Consider the following 14,248-nt stretch of genomic DNA (forward strand, 5'->3'; position numbering starts at 1 on the left):
CGCCTTTCCCAAGCCGTATGGACCATCCCACGGGCCCCGCCGACCGCGGGGCAGCAGCCGCATCCGGTCCGGAACAGCACTAAGGCAGGTTGTCCCGCAGGATCACCTGCACCCGAATACGTTCCTGTGCCGCAACGATCTCCTGCCCGGTAACCAGCGCATGAAGCACCCGAGCCATGGATCGCGCCTCATGCCCGGGATCCTGTGCCACAAGGGCGGCAAAGGTCCCGTCGAGGAGCATCCGGCGGGTCGCCGGCGTCAGTTCGTGCCCGACACACAGCACCGTCCGGGCAAGACCGGCCTCCGCGAGAGCGTCGCCGATACCGACGGACCCCTCGCCGGTGTTGTAGATCGCCACGAGGTCGGGCGTGTCGGACAACATGCGCCTCACCAGTTCCCGGTTGCGCTCCGCATCATCCCGCCCCTCCAACGGCGTGAGCAGCGTCAGATGCGGATACTCCTCCGCCATCACCTGCCCGAAACCGAACCGCCGCTCCGCATGGTCACGAAGTCCGGCCGAGCCTGTGACGATTCCGACCTTGCCATTCCCGCCACCGGCCGGCTGACGACCGAGAAAACGACCGACCAGAGATCCCGCGGTTCGGCCGGCAGCGATGTTGTCGATGCCGACATAATGCTGTCGGCGTGACGATGGGGCATCCGACACCAGCGTCACCACCGCCATGCCCCCGTCGACCAGATCATCGATCACCGCCCGGATGCGCGGATGATCGAGCGCCACCACCGCCACCCCGTCGAAGCGTCCACCCAGGTCCGCCAAGGCCTCCGCCAAGCCATCCGCGTCGAAGACGTCGACCTCGATGATCTCGACCCCGATCCGGCGGGCGCGGAACCAATCCGCCTGGGCTCTCACATTGTCGGCGATGTCCATCATGAACCGGTTGCTGCCACGCGGCAGCATCACCGCGAAGCGCCAGGACCGCGCACGCGCCAGTTCCGCGGCGGCCGCGAGAGGGCGAAAGCCGAGCCGCTCCACGGCCTCATGCACCTTGCGAGCGGTCTTGGCACTGACACCCGGACGCCCATTGACGACCCTGTCGGCCGTCGCAAGGCTGACACCGGCCGCAGCGGCCACGTCACGCAGCGTCAAAGACGTTTCACCAACCGTATTGTTCATGATGCCAACATACTGCGCCAGGCTGAGGTACGCAACTCATACGAAGGCCAGAGTTGGGCATTTCTCAAATGAGGACGACTTCACCGCGTCCCACTTATCTTATCGGCCATCCGTCGAGGTGCGCACCTCAGAGCTTTGGGTCTGAAGCACCGGCTTATTAGGCATGGGGGACAGGAAGATGTGGGGGGGAGCCGGAGGGTCGAGGACTATACGTCCGCCCGATATCGATCACTGCTTCACGGTCGAATGCCGAAGGTTCCGGGGAAGACACCCGATAGCACCATAAAGCCGCCGCGCCGTCTGCGGCGGGCGCGGCGGCAACCTCTCAACGAAACCTGCGGCACGTCCCTTTTGCGCGCAGGAACCGGCCTGCCGGCTTTTTCCACAAACCCGTCGACATCAGACACCTTCGCCATGCTGTCCCTGCTGGGTCAGCGTGGCGATGAAACGTTTGGTGCGATCATGCTTCGGCTGGGTGAAGAGCGCTTGAGCCGAACCGGCCTCCACCACTTGGCCAGCTTCGAGAAACACGACATCGTGAGCGATACGGGAGGCCAAGCGCAGGTCATGGGTCGCCATCACCATGGTGGTCCCTTCATCGGCAAGCCGACCAAGAACCTCCACCACCTCGCCGGAAAGCTCAGGATCAAGGGCGGATGTCGGTTCATCGCAAAGCAGGACACGCGGAGACGGAGCCAAGGCCCGCGCGATGGCGACCCGCTGCTGCTGGCCGCCGGACAGCGTTGCGGGCCAAGCGTCTGCCTTGTGAGCCATGCCCACCTTCTGCAGCAGCGCGAAAGCCCGCTCCCGCGCCCGCTCATGCGGCCACTTCTGAACGGTCACCAACCCTTCCATCACATTCTCGATCGCCGTGCGGTGCGGGAATAGCTGGAAGTTCTGAAAGACCATGCCAGTCTGGCGGCGCAACCGCTGGATTTCCCTCCAGGCCGGCGGAACGCCGTCGCGGAAGGACAGTTCCTCCTGCCCGATGCGCAAGGTGCCGGCGGTCGGGATTTCCAGAAGGTTGATGCAGCGCAGAAGCGTGCTCTTGCCGCCACCGGACGGGCCGATCAGGGCGGTCACCCTTCCCTCAGCAACAGACAGCGTCACGCCTTTGAGGACAGTCAGGTCCCCGAAGCGTTTCTCGATGTTCGTCAGCCGGATCACGACTTTGCCTCCAGGAAACCGCCATATCGCCCCAGCCGCCGTTCCAGCCGCAGTTGCAGAGCCGACAGCGCGGAACTCAGCACAAGGTAGATGAGGGCGGCCTCGACATACAGGATCAGCGGTTCATAAGTCGTCGCAACGATGCGCTGGGCGGCCTGGAACAGTTCCGGCACGGTGATTGCGGCGGCGAGCGACGTATCCTTGACCAGCGAAATGAAGCTGTTGGCCAGCGGCGGCACAGCGACGCGTGCGGCTTGAGGCAGGATGGTGCGCCGCATGGCCTGATTCCAGTTCATGCCGATGGAATAGGCCGCCTCCCACTGTCCCTTCGGCACAGATCCTATCACGGCACGGATGATCTCAGACGTGTAGGCGCCGACATTCAGGGTGAAGCCGATCAACGCGGCCGGGAAGGCATCGAGCACGATGCCCGCACTCGGCAGACCATAGAAGATGAGGAACAGTTGGACGAGCAGCGGCGTGCCACGGATGATCCAGACGTAGAAACGGACCACGACTGCCAGTGGGGCCGGTCCAAACAACCGGATCACCGCGCTCAACAGTCCAACCATGAGACCGAGCGCGAAGGAGGCGAGTGTCAGCGGAATGGTGAAGACCAGCGCCGCCCATAGCAGCGACGGAAGCGAGTCCGCCATCAGGGTAAGCCAGTGCAGCACGGGAAAGGTGCCTCTCGTTGAAGGGGGTGCCGACGGAACCTAACCGCATCCGGTAGGAACGAAGGGTCGATCTTGAGCCGTCGGCACGCTCCGTTACTTCGATACGTCCTCGCCGAAATACTTCTGCGAGATTTCCTTGTAGGTACCGTCGGCCTTGATGGCCTCTAGTGCCTTGTTGATTGCATCGACGAGGCCCGCTTCGCCCTTGCGCACGATGATGCCGGAATACTCGGCGTTGTCCTGGGTCGCCACGACCTTCACGTTGGCATTCGGCTTCTGCTTCTTGAAATCGAGGAAGGACAAGCTGTCGTTGAGCGTCGCATCAGCCCGCCCGTTGATGACGAGTTGGATCGACTGATCGAATCCGTCGGTTCCGACGAGTTGGGCTCCCGACACTTCGGCCAACTTGCCGAAGTTGCTGGTCAGCGACTGGGCAGCCTTCTTGCCCTTCAAATCGGCAAAGCTCTTGATGCTGTCATTGTCCCCACGCACGATCAACACCGCACGGCTCGCAATGTAGGGGGCGGAAAAGTCGTACTTCACCTTGCGTGCCTCGGTGATGCCGACCTGATTAATCACCGCATCGTAGCGGCGGGCATCCAGCCCGGCGATCAGTCCATCCCACTTGCCTTCCAGGAACTGCGCCTTCACGCCGATACGCTTCGCGACCTCGCGCCCGATCTCGACATCGAAACCGACAAGGGTGCCGGTGGCGTCATGGTAAGTGAAAGGTGCGTAAGTGCCTTCAGTTCCCATTTTCATCACGCCCTCCGCCTTGATGCGCTCAATGTCGGATTGGGCATGGGCGGCGGAACCGGCGGCGACTTGGATCAGGCCGGCGACGACCAGTGATTTGAGCCATTTCATTGATTGGTGCCTGGTGTCTGTTGCGGGGTCGTCGGACCGGCGCAGCTTGTGGCGCGCTCGTTAAGAATCCGGCGATCTGCGCCCACGCTATAACAAAGAATAGTGTTGAACAAGAGAACAAGATACCGATTTTGCACATGCATTATGTACTATGTGCGTACCCCCGCCGCGGTGAAGTCGTATTGAATCCGACCTGTCCAGGGTAATGCCGCCGGAAGGACGTTGACCTTACGACCACAAAAGAACATTTCAAGCACAGGGGAACACGGTGGGCTGGACGCGAGGAGTTGCGGGAAAAATGTCGACGAAGCGGCAGATCGACCGTGATCACTGTGCAGACGTCCTCGCAGAGGCTCGCCGCATCGTTGCCGCAGGAGATGAAAGCGCCTTGTCTCCAACGGCTTCCCTCAACGACCTCCATGCCATCCTGGCAGACAACTTCGATGAAACCTATACCGCCGAGCGGATCATCGGACTGCTGGCGACCGACAACTGGAAGGCCGGCGGTGCCGATATCCGGCTGCCGGCCGACGTTCTTGAACGCCTGCGGGAGATCGCCGATGAGCCGGTTGAGGCGATCCGCATGCTGCTGGCAAGCGGCGCGGGACGGCCGGAACCCGGCAGCGAGGAATATTGCCGCGTCCGCCATTGTGATGCCCATGCCCTCCTCTCGGACCCTGGTGCCTGGGTGTGCGGAACCTGCGGTCTGGGCGGGCGGGTGGACCAAACCTTCAACCAAGTCATCAGGGAACGGCTGTCCGCGCAAACGGGGCATATCGCCGACCTGCACACGCTCGCCGCGGACATCCATGAGATGTGGGGAGGAGGTGCCCGGTTCACCGTTGCGGATGGCGTGGCACGCCAACTCCTGGGTGGCCGGATCGATCGCGAGCGGCTCAAGCATCTTCTGGCCGATCTCGTGGAGGCCGGACTGATCGAAGAGGCGCCGGGTCCGCGTGGAGGCGCCGGGTACCGCACGCTTGAGGAGCCGCCCGACTGGATCGCCGGAGTGATGGCCGAGCGCCGGGAGCGGCAGGAGGCGGAAGCGCGCATCCGCGGGGAGCGAGCGGCCGCACTCAAGCGGGTCCTGGAAGAGGGGATGACCTACACAACCTCGGGCGGCGATGTGGTGGAGATCAACCAGAGCGAACGCGGGATGGAGCTTTCCTTTCCCTCCATCCCGTCCTGGGACCTGCGGGACGACATGAAACGGCAGGGCCGCTGCCGCTGGGATGGACGTCGGCGCCGGTGGTGCCGCACCTCGCCGGTCACGTCCGTCGAGCCCTGGCTGGCTGCGGCGCTCGACGCCGGCGCGACGGTGGCGCCACTCGGAACGGCGGACCCCGATGCCGAAGATTGGGAGTATGGCGACTGGCAGGACTGACGACGGTGTCAGAACGGCTTGACCACCACCAGGGTGATGACGGCGATCACGGCGGCGACGATCGCCAGAGGTGCAAAGCGCAGCCCCGTGCTGATCGCGCCACCACCCGCACCCGCCATCGTCCGCAGCGCCCGAGCAAGCCGCCCGTGGAGGGCCGACAGGGCGATCACGACGACAAGCTTCACCATCAGCCAAGGCTCGCCGAACCAGCCGCCCCGGATCACCAGAGTCACGCCGAGAAGCCAGGCGAGCCCCATCGCCGGTGTGGTCACACGCCGGTCCCAGCGATGCAGGCCCGAAAGGATGGCCGAAGGCCCCGACGGAGCGCCCGGCGCATGTGCCGGCGTGGCGAGGGCGGTAACGATGACCGCAGCTCCGAACATCCCGCCGATCCAGACCACGACCGCGAGGATGTGAAGGCCCATGAGCCACATGTAATCCATAGCGTTCCCCAGCCGATCCCTTCCCTGGTCCTACTTCGGGAACGCTGCCGTCCGCAACGCCAAGCGGCCGATGCCCGGCAGCTTGATCGCCAAGTCCAGCGGGTCGATCCCCACCGTCAGGCCAAGCAGGTTGACCTCCACCCCCTCCTCCACCGCCAGCAGCAGTCCGGCGACGCCGTAGAGGCTGACCTGCCAACCGGTTCCGCTCGGCGCCCGCGCCACGACGCCATGGCCCAGATAGTCCTTTCCCAGCGCCGTCGACGGCAGGTCGAGCCGCAGTCCCGGTACCGCACGCGCGACCCAGGCGGCGAAGGTGTTGCTGTTGGGACCGGGCCAGACCCGGTACTCGCCGGCATAGGGATAGCTGGCGGCAGCCTCCGCGATCCCGGTGATCGCCGCCTCCGCCGCAGGCCCCCGCAGTTCGGCGAGCACGGTGGGAGTGGCCCCGAACCAGCGGCCATCCGGATCGCGATTGCTGACGGCGACCACCGGCAGCCCGCGATAGGCCCGCCAGCCGATCACCTCGTAGACCGTGTAGGTCCGCGCGCCAGCCGGCTTCACGGCGAACCAGGGATGCACCCCGAAGGCGCCGCGCCAGGACAGGGCACGGGCGGCATAGACCTGGACCACCGCCTCCGGCGTGGCGGCCGGGTCGGGAGCGAGACCGACCGGCGTCCGGTCGGCCCTGCTCCAGTCGACGCGCAGCGACACCGTACCCGAGGCGATCACGAACACCGGCCCGGCGAGGAGCAGGGCCAACAGCAGCAGGCAGATCGACAGCACCTTCACCGCCCCTTTCGCAGTCATGGCGGCGTGCCCGGCATCAGGCGCCGACCTGAAGGATGATCTTGCCGCGCCCATGGCCGGAATCGAGGCGCTCATGCGCCCTCCCGACCTCCTCCAGCGGCAGGACGGAGTCGACGACGACACGCGCCTGCCCCCGTTCGAACAGCGGCGCCATCTCGCGCAGGCGGGAACCCTCGCGGGTCAGGAAGGTGCCGTACAGCGTCTGGTTCCGGATGTAGAGGCCATCGAGATCGCCGGTCGGCGACAGGATTGTGGCGATGCGGCCGAAGGGGCGGGACACCTGGGTGCTGAGCGGCACGTTGCCGCCCGCGGTGTCGAAGGCGGCGTCGACGCCGCTTCCGCCGGATTCCCGCAGGATGCGGTCGGCAAGCCCGGCCTCCCGGTAGTCCAGCGCCAGATCGGCGCCGAGGCTGCGCATGAAGTCGAGGTTCCCCTGGCTGGCGGTGGCGATGACGCGGGCGCCGGCGGCCTTGGCGAACTGGATCGCGAAGGAGCCGACACCGCCCGCCCCGCCATGGATCAGGACCGTCTCGCCCGGACGGACCGCAAGGCGGCGCACCACGGCCTCCCAGGCGGTGCCGCCGGCCAGCGGGATGCCGGCCGCCTCGACATGGCTGAGGCCGGCGGGCTTGCGCGCCACGATGCCGGCGGCCGCAACCGTGTATTCGGCATAGCTGCCGTGGGGATTGCCAAAGATTTCCGGTGTGAAGAAGACCTCGTCACCGACGGCGAAGCCGGTCGCGCCCGGCCCTGCCTCCTCCACCACGCCCGACACGTCGTAGCCGAGCACCGCCGGCAACGGGATGCCCGCCCAGTCGCCCGCCTGCCGGATCTTGGCGTCCACCGGATTGGTGCCCGAGGCGACCACCCGGACCAGCAATTCGCCGGGTCCCGGCACCGGACGCGGCCGGTCCCGCAGTTCGAAGACGTCCGGGTCGCCGAAGCGTGAGATCACCATGGCACGCATGCGCATTCCCTCCATGGAGCCGTGCCGACGGGCACGGCCGGTTTTCCCGGGCCGGTCTGCCTGGTGAGGGAAACCGTGTCAAAGCCGCCACAGGCTGTCCACAACAGAACGGCCGAGCGGCCGAATGGGCCAACCTGGCCTTTCGAGGAACACACGGCGCGCTCAATTGTTGGTACCTTCAACAGAAGGTCGTTCAGCTTGAGGAATTACTGACATCGCGCGCCGATGCGCACTAGATCATGGAGGCATCCCATGCGTAACCAGCAAACCCTCCCCAACAGTTTCGCGTCGCCCCCGTCCTTTCATCGCCCCGGTTTCCTGGTCGCCGTCGGCGCTTCACTGCTGTTCTGGATTCTGTTGGCGGCCTGGATTTTCTGATCGGGTCACCCAGCGCGATAATCCTCGCGGTGGATTGCCGTCATGGCCCGCCCTTCTCCGCCGATCACGCCGCGGTACATCCCGGAACAATTGAAGGGAAGTGCCACCCGGCCGTCGCGATCCACCGCGATCAGCCCGCCCGAGCCACCGATCACGCCCAATTCCTCGACGACGCCGCCAGCCGCCCGCTCCAGCGACTGACCGCCCCAGCGCATGCGGGCGTCGATCTCGTGGGCGGCGCAGCGGCGGATGAAATGCTCGCCATGACCGGTGGCCGAGACCGCGCAGGTGATGTTGTCGGCGAAGGTGCCGGCACCGATCACCGGGCTGTCGCCGACGCGCCCCTTGGCTTTGGCGGTCATGCCGCCGGTCGAGGTGGCGGCCGCCAGGTTGCCGTCGCGGTCGCGGGCCACCGCACCGACGGTGCCGTGGCGGCGCTGCTCGTCTCCGTCGTCGGGGGTCCCGCTGCGCCGGCGCTCCAGTTCGGCCTGCAGGGCGTCCCAGCGCGGCTGGGTGAAGAAATAGGGCGCCTCCTCCATCGCGAGCCCCTGGTGGCGGCAGAGGTCCATCGCCCCTTCGCCGATCAGCAGCACATGCTCGCTGTGCTCCATCACCGCGCGGGCGGCGAGGATCGGGTTGCGCGGCCCGAACAGGCCGGCGACGGCGCCGGCGGCACGGTCGCGGCCGTCCATCACCGCCGCGTCCATCTCCTGCCGGCCCTCGGCGGTGAAGACGGCGCCACGGCCGGCATTGAACAGCGGCTCGTCCTCCAGCGCCATCACCGCCCGGGTGACGGCGTCCAGCGCGCTGCCGCCGTCGGCCAGCACGGCATGGCCGGCGGCCAGCGCCCGGCGCAGGCCGGCATGATAGCCCTCGGTCAGGTCAGGGGTCAGCGCATCGCGCCTGATGGTGCCGGCACCGCCATGGATGGCGAGGACGAAGGGCTGCGGGTCGGAGAAGGTCATGGATCGGGGTCTCAGCGCAGGGTGGCCGACATGGCCGACAGGGTGTTGATCCAGCCCAGCACGGCGGCCATGCCGTCGGCGGACAGGCGGATGGTGACGGGATCGAGACGCTCCGCCACCGGGATCAGCGCCGCCAGGTCGGCCAGCGCCGGGCTGTTCATCTCGATTTCCAGCCGGTAGGGCGCGCCGTCGGTCCGCGGCGGGACTCGGAAGGGCGGGATGGCGGCGGCACGCCGCACCGCCCGGCAGGCGGCCTCGCGGATGCGGGCGCGGGCCACCGACGGCGCCACCGAGCGCGCGGCGCGCTGGCCCAGCGCCCATTTCACGACGACCTGTTCCGACTCGGGGAAGAGCGGGGCGACCTCCTCGGCGAAGCGGTCGTCGCCGCTGAGCAGGATCACCGGCACGCCGATCTCGCCCGCCCAGGCACCGTAATTTCCGGCCTCGCCCAACTCCAGCCCGTTCACCCGGACGCGGCCGAAGGCGAAGCTGTTGGTGGTGTGGGCGAGGATGCCGGCCTGCCGGGCGCCACCGTGGAAGCCGAGGCACATCACCCCGGCCATGCCGGGTTCCAACCCGGCGAACATGCCGTTGGGCTTCGGCCGGCCGAGGATCAGCTCGGCCGCCGGGTGCAGCTCGTCGGGCAGCAGGTTGGTCATCGGGCCGTGGCTGTCGTTGACCAGGACCTCGGTCGCCCCGCCCTCCAGCGCGCCTTCGACGGCGGCGTTGACCTCGGCCGTCATCAGCCGCCGCGCCCGCTCGTACTCGCCATTGCCGGCGGTCACCTGCTGCGGGGCGACGACGCCGGCCACCCCCTCGATGTCGGCGGAAATGTAGATCTTCACGATGAGCTCCCGGAGGTCAGGACATCCCGGAGGCAGGGCCGGGTGGCGCCATCGCGGCCGACCACCGGCGTCGCCGCGGCCAGCGCGTCGAGCACCGCCTCCTGGGTGGCGTCGGCCATCGCCTCGAACAGCATGTCGATGCGGCGTTCGTTCAGCATGCGCAAGGCCACGGTGTCGGCGGCCTCGTCATGGCCGAGGCGGTTGGCGGTGGTGAAGCCGAGCGCGATGTCGCCGCTGCCATGGCCCCAGAAGGAGCCGACCCGCGCCAGCCCCACCCCTGCCCGGCGGATGACCCGGCGGAGCTGGCGGTGGTCGAGCGGCGCGTCGGTCGCGGCGATGACGATGACGGAGCCTTTTTCGGGCGCCGCCTCCCCCGCCGGATCGCTGGATGGATCGCTGGATGGCGGCGGCACGCGACGGCCGTCGGGCAGCCGCAGCTCCCCCGGCCGGCCGAAATTGGCGAGCACCAGCACGCCGAGATGATGGCGCGCGCCATCCAGCTTCAGCCGGCGCGATGCGGTGCCGATGCCGCCCTTGAAGCCGAAGCAGGACATGCCCCGCCCCGCCCCGACCGCACCGGACGCGACCTCCGCCGCCTCCGGCGAGCCGGCTGCGGCGGCCAGGGCCGAGGCGGCATGCGCCTCGCTCACCGCCAGCGCCTGGATGTCGTTCAGCGGCCCGTCGTTGCATTCCATCACCACCGGATTGACGGTGGCGGTGGCGCGGCCGATGTCGGGGTTGCCGGCGATGGCGTGGCGGACCAGGGCGGTGGCGGCGGTACCGACCGACAGGGTGTTGGTCAGCAGGATCGGGGTTTCCAACACCCCCAGCTCCTCCACCTGCATCAGGCCGAGGCTCTTGCCGAAGCCGTTCAGCACGTCGGCGGCGGCGACCGGCTTGTCGCGGTAGAGGTTGCCGGCATGCGGCAGGATGGCGGTGACGCCGGTCTGGACGGCGCCGTCATCCAGCGTGCAATGGCCGACGCGCACGCCCGGAACGTCGGTGATGGCGTTGCGTGGCCCCGGCTTCAGCCGGCCGCAGGCGAGCCCGAAGGACCGCGCCCGCGATGCCCCGTCAGCGGAGTTTCGGGTCGAGGGCATCGCGCAGTCCGTCGCCGAGCAGGTTGAAGGCCAGCACCGTCAGGAAGATGGCGAGGCCGGGATAGAAGGTGACGTGGCTGGCGACGCCGATGTAGCTGCGCCCGTCGGCCAGCATGGCGCCCCATTCCGGGCTGGGCGGCTGGGCGCCGAGGCCAATGAAGCTGAGGCTGGCCGCCGTCAGGATCGAGGTGCCGATGCGCATGGAGACGTAGACGATCACGCTGGGCAGCGTGCCCGGCAGGATGTGGCGGACCATCAGCAGTCGGTCGCGCACGCCGATGGCGCGGGCGGCGTCGACATAGACGGCGCGCTTCAGCGCCAGCGTGCTGCCGCGCACCAGACGGGCGAAAACCGGCACGCTGAAGATCGCCACCGCGTAGATCACGTTGTCGATGCCCGGCCCGAGGATGGCGACGATGCCGATGGCCAGCAGGATGCCGGGAAAGGCCAGCAGCACGTCGCAGATGCGCATGATCAGACTGTCGATCCAGCCGCCGCGGAAGCCGGCAACCAGCCCGAGCGCCACGCCGGCCACGCCGCCCAGCAGCACCGACAGCAACCCGACCGACAGCGAGATGCGGGCACCCCACAGGATGCGGCTCAGGATGTCGCGGCCATAGGCGTCGGTGCCGACCCAATGGTCGACCGAGGGGCCTTCCAGGATGCGGTCGTAGTCGAAGGCGGCCGGATCGTAGGGCGCGATCCAGGGCGCCGCCACCGCCGCCACCGCCAGCAGCAGCAGGCACAGTCCGGCGGCCATCGCGGTGCGGTTGCGGCGGAACTTCCGCCAGAACTCGCGCAGCGGCGAACGGACGTCTTCATGGGCGGCGGCCACGCCGGTTGCGTCTGTCGTGGTCATGAGTAGCGAATCTCGGGGTTGGCGAGGGCGTACAGCACATCGACCAGCAGGTTGATGACGATGAATTCCAGCGAGAACAGCAGGATCTCGGCCTGGATGACGGTGTAGTCGCGGTAGTTGACGCTATCCACCAGCAGCCGGCCCAGGCCCGGCCAGGAGAACACCGTCTCGACCACGATGGAGCCGCCGAGCAGGAAGCCGAACTGCAGGCCGACCATGGTGATGATCGGGATCATCGCGTTGCGCAGCGTGTGCTTCCACACCACCAGCCGCGCCGGCACCCCCTTGGCCCGCGCGGTGCGGACATAGTCCTCGCGCGCGATCTCGATGAAGGCGGAGCGGGTGAAGCGCGCCATCACCGCGGCGACGCCGAGCCCCAGCGTCAGCGACGGCATGACGTAATGCTGCCACGTCCCGTAGCCGCTGGTCGGCAGCCAGCCGAGCTTGACCGAGAACAGGTCGATCATCAGCAGGCCGAGCCAGAAGGAGGGGAAGGCGATGCCCGACACCGCCACCACCATGCCGACATGGTCCTGCCAGCGCCCGCGCCTCGTCGCCGAGGCGACGCCGATCAGCAGGCCGGCCAGGGTCGCCCACACCATGGCGACGACGGTGAGGTAGAAGGTGGGAAGGAAGCGCTCGCCGATCTCCTGCGACACCGGCCGCTTGCTCTTCATCGAGCGCCCGAACTCGCCCTGCACCGCATTGCCGAGGAAACGGCCATACTGCACCCACAGCGGCTGGTCGAGGCCGAGATCCTGGCGCACCAGTTCGACGTCCTTCTGGGTGGCGTCCGGACCGGCGACCAGCCGCGCCGGATCGCCCGGCAGCAGATGGACGAAGCCGAAGACGAAGACGGAGATCACCAGCAGAACCGGCAGGATGCCGGCGAGACGACCGACGAGATATTTCAGCATGGGCGGAGGTCCGGGAAGAGGGCCTGGGTGGGGTGTCGGCTTCGAATGCCCCCTCCCTAGCCCTCCCCCTCTGCGAGGGAGAGGGGACTGCCGCCGCTCTGCGACTTACCCCCTCTCCCGCCGAAGACGGGGGAGGGTTGGGAAGGGGGCAATGCGGCGCCCGCCGCAGGAACAACGGGCGCCGCACTCACATCACTGCAGGTCGGCTTCTTCCATCTGCAGGCCGCCGTCGGCGACGTAATAGAAGCCGGTCAGCTTCTTCGACTTGCCGGCCAGCAGGTTCTCGACGCCGAGGAAGATCCAGGGCGCGTCCTTCCAGATCTGCTCCTGGGCGACGCGGTAGGCCTCGGCGCGCTTGGCGGTGTCGGCGGTGGCGATGCCGGTCTCGATGGCGGCGTCGACCGTGTCGTTCTTGTAGTAGGCGACGTTGAAGAACTTCGGCGGGAAGCCCTTGCCCCACAGCAGCGGGCGCAGGCCCCAGTCGGCGTCGCCCGTCGAGGCCGACCAGCCGCCATACTGCATCTGCACCGTGGCGTCCTCCGGCTTCTCGACGCCCCAGACGCGGGCGGTCTCGACGCCGGCTTCCAGCGGGGTGACGGTCAGCTTGACGCCGATCTGCGATAGCTGCTGCTGGACGAACTGCATGCCGCGGATGAAGTTGGTGCTGTTGCGGCCGAACATCTCGGCCTCGAAGCCGTTCGGGTAGCCGGCCTCGGCCAGCAGCGCCTTCGCCTTGGCGAGGTCGTAGGTGTACTGGCTGGGCTGGGTGACGTGGAAGCCCAGCTTGGACGGGATCGCCGAATCCAGCGGGCCGGCGTAGCCGCGATAGACCACCTTGGCGTAGGCGTTCTTGTCGATGGCGTAGTTCAGCGCCTGGCGGACGCGCGGGTCGTTGAACGGCTTCTTCATGGTGTTCATCGCCACGTAGCGGGCGATGATCGACGGCGCGTCGATGATCTCCAGCGCCTGGTTGCCTTCCACCATCTTCACCATCTCGGGCGGCAGCGGATAGATGAACTGCGCCTCGTTGGTCTGGAGCATGGCGATGCGGCTGCCGTTCTCCGGCACGCTCTTCAGCGTGACGTGGTCGATCTTCGGCAGGCCCTGCTTCCAGTACTTGTCGTTCTTCTCGACCTTCAGCGTGTCGGCTTCCCAGCTCACGAACTTGTAGGGGCCGGTGCCGACCGGGTGGCGGCCGATGTCCTTGCCGTAGGTCTCCAGCGCCTTCGGGCTGTGGATCATCGCGCCGGGATGGGCGAGGTTGTTGTTCAGCGCGCCGAAGGGCTGCGACAGCTTCAGCGTGATGGTGTAGTCGTCGACCACCACGGTTTCGGCCAGCATCGCCAGCAGGCTCTGGCGCTTCAGCCGGTTGGCCGGATCGGCGAGACGGTCGAAGCTGGTCTTCACCGCCTGGGCGTTGAAGGGCGTGCCGTCATGGAAGACGACGTTCTTGCGCAGGCGGTAGGTGTATTCGGTGGCGGTGTCGTTGACGGTGAAGCTCTCGGCCAGCAGCGGCACCAGCTTCATGTCCTTGTCGAAGCCGAACAGGCCCTGGAGCATGGTGCGGCTGGCCGACTGCGACAGGGTGTCGTTGATGTCGGCCGGGTCCAGCGTGGTGATGTTGTCGGGCATGCCGACGACGAGATCCTTGGCGGCGAAGGCCGGGCCGGCCAGCGCGGTGCCGGCGAGCAGGCCGGCGAGCAGGGGAAGAGCGAAACGCGTCACGTGATGTCT

At 67.5% G+C, this 14,248-nt stretch carries 15 protein-coding genes; 2 read left to right on the forward strand and 13 right to left on the reverse strand.

The features are described 5' to 3' along the window. Nucleotides 1–79: 79 nt before the first annotated feature. The 4 genes from J2850_RS23740 to J2850_RS23755 all read right to left on the reverse strand — a co-directional run bounded on the left by J2850_RS23740 (nucleotide 80) and on the right by J2850_RS23755 (nucleotide 3,849). A complete protein-coding gene (locus tag J2850_RS23740; protein ID WP_209987320.1) occupies nucleotides 80–1,138 on the reverse strand; it encodes a LacI family DNA-binding transcriptional regulator in 1,059 nt (352 codons plus the stop codon). A 399-nt stretch (nucleotides 1,139–1,537) separates the two neighbouring features. Then, nucleotides 1,538–2,305: an amino acid ABC transporter ATP-binding protein gene (locus J2850_RS23745; RefSeq protein ID WP_209987322.1), complete on the reverse strand. Its 768-nt coding sequence runs from the start codon at nucleotides 2,303–2,305 to the stop codon at nucleotides 1,538–1,540. Next, nucleotides 2,302–2,982 carry an amino acid ABC transporter permease gene (locus tag J2850_RS23750; protein ID WP_209987326.1) on the reverse strand — a complete coding sequence of 227 codons (681 nt, stop codon included), beginning with the start codon at nucleotides 2,980–2,982 and terminating at the stop codon, nucleotides 2,302–2,304. The genes J2850_RS23745 and J2850_RS23750 overlap by 4 nt, the downstream gene beginning before the upstream one ends. A gap of 93 nt (nucleotides 2,983–3,075) precedes the next feature. Continuing rightward, a complete protein-coding gene (locus tag J2850_RS23755) occupies nucleotides 3,076–3,849 on the reverse strand; it encodes an amino acid ABC transporter substrate-binding protein (protein ID WP_209987329.1) in 774 nt (257 codons plus the stop codon). A gap of 298 nt (nucleotides 3,850–4,147) precedes the next feature. On the opposite strand from J2850_RS23755, the gene J2850_RS23760 reads away from it, so the two are divergent. Next, on the forward strand, nucleotides 4,148–5,233 hold the full coding sequence (locus tag J2850_RS23760) for a hypothetical protein (RefSeq protein WP_209987332.1): 1,086 nt from the start codon (nucleotides 4,148–4,150) through the stop codon (nucleotides 5,231–5,233). A gap of 8 nt (nucleotides 5,234–5,241) precedes the next feature. Here the strand turns inward: J2850_RS23760 and J2850_RS23765 are convergent, their stop codons facing one another. The 3 genes from J2850_RS23765 to J2850_RS23775 are packed head-to-tail and all read right to left on the reverse strand — an operon-like array spanning nucleotide 5,242 to nucleotide 7,456. Further along, on the reverse strand, nucleotides 5,242–5,676 hold the full coding sequence (locus J2850_RS23765; RefSeq protein ID WP_209987335.1) for a CopD family protein: 435 nt from the start codon (nucleotides 5,674–5,676) through the stop codon (nucleotides 5,242–5,244). Nucleotides 5,677–5,706: 30 nt separating this feature from the next. After that, nucleotides 5,707–6,483, reverse strand: coding sequence for a DUF3750 domain-containing protein (locus J2850_RS23770; protein WP_209987338.1), 777 nt, complete (start codon nucleotides 6,481–6,483; stop codon nucleotides 5,707–5,709). Nucleotides 6,484–6,499: 16 nt separating this feature from the next. After that, entirely contained in the window at nucleotides 6,500–7,456 is a 957-nt protein-coding gene (locus tag J2850_RS23775; RefSeq protein ID WP_246513455.1) for a zinc-dependent alcohol dehydrogenase family protein, read from the reverse strand. Between the two features lie 246 nt (nucleotides 7,457–7,702). Between J2850_RS23775 and J2850_RS32125 the strand changes: the two genes are divergently transcribed. Continuing rightward, complete coding sequence (locus J2850_RS32125) at nucleotides 7,703–7,828, forward strand: hypothetical protein (protein WP_281415057.1); 126 nt, start codon at nucleotides 7,703–7,705, stop codon at nucleotides 7,826–7,828. A 5-nt stretch (nucleotides 7,829–7,833) separates the two neighbouring features. Here the strand turns inward: J2850_RS32125 and J2850_RS23780 are convergent, their stop codons facing one another. The 6 genes from J2850_RS23780 to J2850_RS23805 all read right to left on the reverse strand — a co-directional run bounded on the left by J2850_RS23780 (nucleotide 7,834) and on the right by J2850_RS23805 (nucleotide 14,239). Then, entirely contained in the window at nucleotides 7,834–8,793 is a 960-nt protein-coding gene (locus J2850_RS23780; protein ID WP_209987341.1) for an isoaspartyl peptidase/L-asparaginase family protein, read from the reverse strand. Between the two features lie 11 nt (nucleotides 8,794–8,804). Continuing rightward, a complete protein-coding gene (locus J2850_RS23785; RefSeq protein WP_209987343.1) occupies nucleotides 8,805–9,638 on the reverse strand; it encodes a M55 family metallopeptidase in 834 nt (277 codons plus the stop codon). After that, on the reverse strand, nucleotides 9,635–10,738 hold the full coding sequence (locus J2850_RS23790; protein WP_209987345.1) for a DmpA family aminopeptidase: 1,104 nt from the start codon (nucleotides 10,736–10,738) through the stop codon (nucleotides 9,635–9,637). Before J2850_RS23790 ends, J2850_RS23785 begins: the two co-directional genes overlap by 4 nt. Further along, nucleotides 10,713–11,597, reverse strand: a complete 885-nt coding sequence (locus J2850_RS23795; protein ID WP_209987348.1) for an ABC transporter permease subunit — start codon at nucleotides 11,595–11,597, stop codon at nucleotides 10,713–10,715. The genes J2850_RS23790 and J2850_RS23795 overlap by 26 nt, the downstream gene beginning before the upstream one ends. Then, nucleotides 11,594–12,514 carry a glutathione ABC transporter permease GsiC gene (gene gsiC / locus J2850_RS23800; RefSeq protein ID WP_209987351.1) on the reverse strand — a complete coding sequence of 307 codons (921 nt, stop codon included), beginning with the start codon at nucleotides 12,512–12,514 and terminating at the stop codon, nucleotides 11,594–11,596. The genes J2850_RS23795 and gsiC overlap by 4 nt, the downstream gene beginning before the upstream one ends. 192 nt (nucleotides 12,515–12,706) lie before the next feature. Further along, on the reverse strand, nucleotides 12,707–14,239 hold the full coding sequence (locus J2850_RS23805) for a glutathione ABC transporter substrate-binding protein (protein WP_209987354.1): 1,533 nt from the start codon (nucleotides 14,237–14,239) through the stop codon (nucleotides 12,707–12,709). Between the last annotated feature and the right edge of the window lie 9 nt (nucleotides 14,240–14,248).

This window comes from Azospirillum picis, from assembly GCF_017876115.1.
GTDB lineage: Bacteria > Pseudomonadota > Alphaproteobacteria > Azospirillales > Azospirillaceae > Azospirillum > Azospirillum picis.

What these genes read in the sequence shown, in the direction of transcription:
- J2850_RS23795 (WP_209987348.1), bottom strand. Translation starts at nt 11,597, where the DNA reads ATGACCACGACAGACGCAACCGGCGTGGCCGCCGCCCATGAAGACGTC.
- J2850_RS32125 (WP_281415057.1), top strand. Translation starts at nt 7,703, where the DNA reads ATGCGTAACCAGCAAACCCTCCCCAACAGTTTCGCGTCGCCCCCGTCC.
- J2850_RS23770 (WP_209987338.1), bottom strand. Translation starts at nt 6,483, where the DNA reads ATGACTGCGAAAGGGGCGGTGAAGGTGCTGTCGATCTGCCTGCTGCTG.
- J2850_RS23780 (WP_209987341.1), bottom strand. Translation starts at nt 8,793, where the DNA reads ATGACCTTCTCCGACCCGCAGCCCTTCGTCCTCGCCATCCATGGCGGT.
- J2850_RS23760 (WP_209987332.1), top strand. Translation starts at nt 4,148, where the DNA reads ATGTCGACGAAGCGGCAGATCGACCGTGATCACTGTGCAGACGTCCTC.
- J2850_RS23755 (WP_209987329.1), bottom strand. Translation starts at nt 3,849, where the DNA reads ATGAAATGGCTCAAATCACTGGTCGTCGCCGGCCTGATCCAAGTCGCC.
- J2850_RS23775 (WP_246513455.1), bottom strand. Translation starts at nt 7,456, where the DNA reads ATGCGCATGCGTGCCATGGTGATCTCACGCTTCGGCGACCCGGACGTC.
- J2850_RS23740 (WP_209987320.1), bottom strand. Translation starts at nt 1,138, where the DNA reads ATGAACAATACGGTTGGTGAAACGTCTTTGACGCTGCGTGACGTGGCC.
- J2850_RS23765 (WP_209987335.1), bottom strand. Translation starts at nt 5,676, where the DNA reads ATGGATTACATGTGGCTCATGGGCCTTCACATCCTCGCGGTCGTGGTC.
- gsiC (WP_209987351.1), bottom strand. Translation starts at nt 12,514, where the DNA reads ATGCTGAAATATCTCGTCGGTCGTCTCGCCGGCATCCTGCCGGTTCTG.
- J2850_RS23790 (WP_209987345.1), bottom strand. Translation starts at nt 10,738, where the DNA reads ATGCCCTCGACCCGAAACTCCGCTGACGGGGCATCGCGGGCGCGGTCC.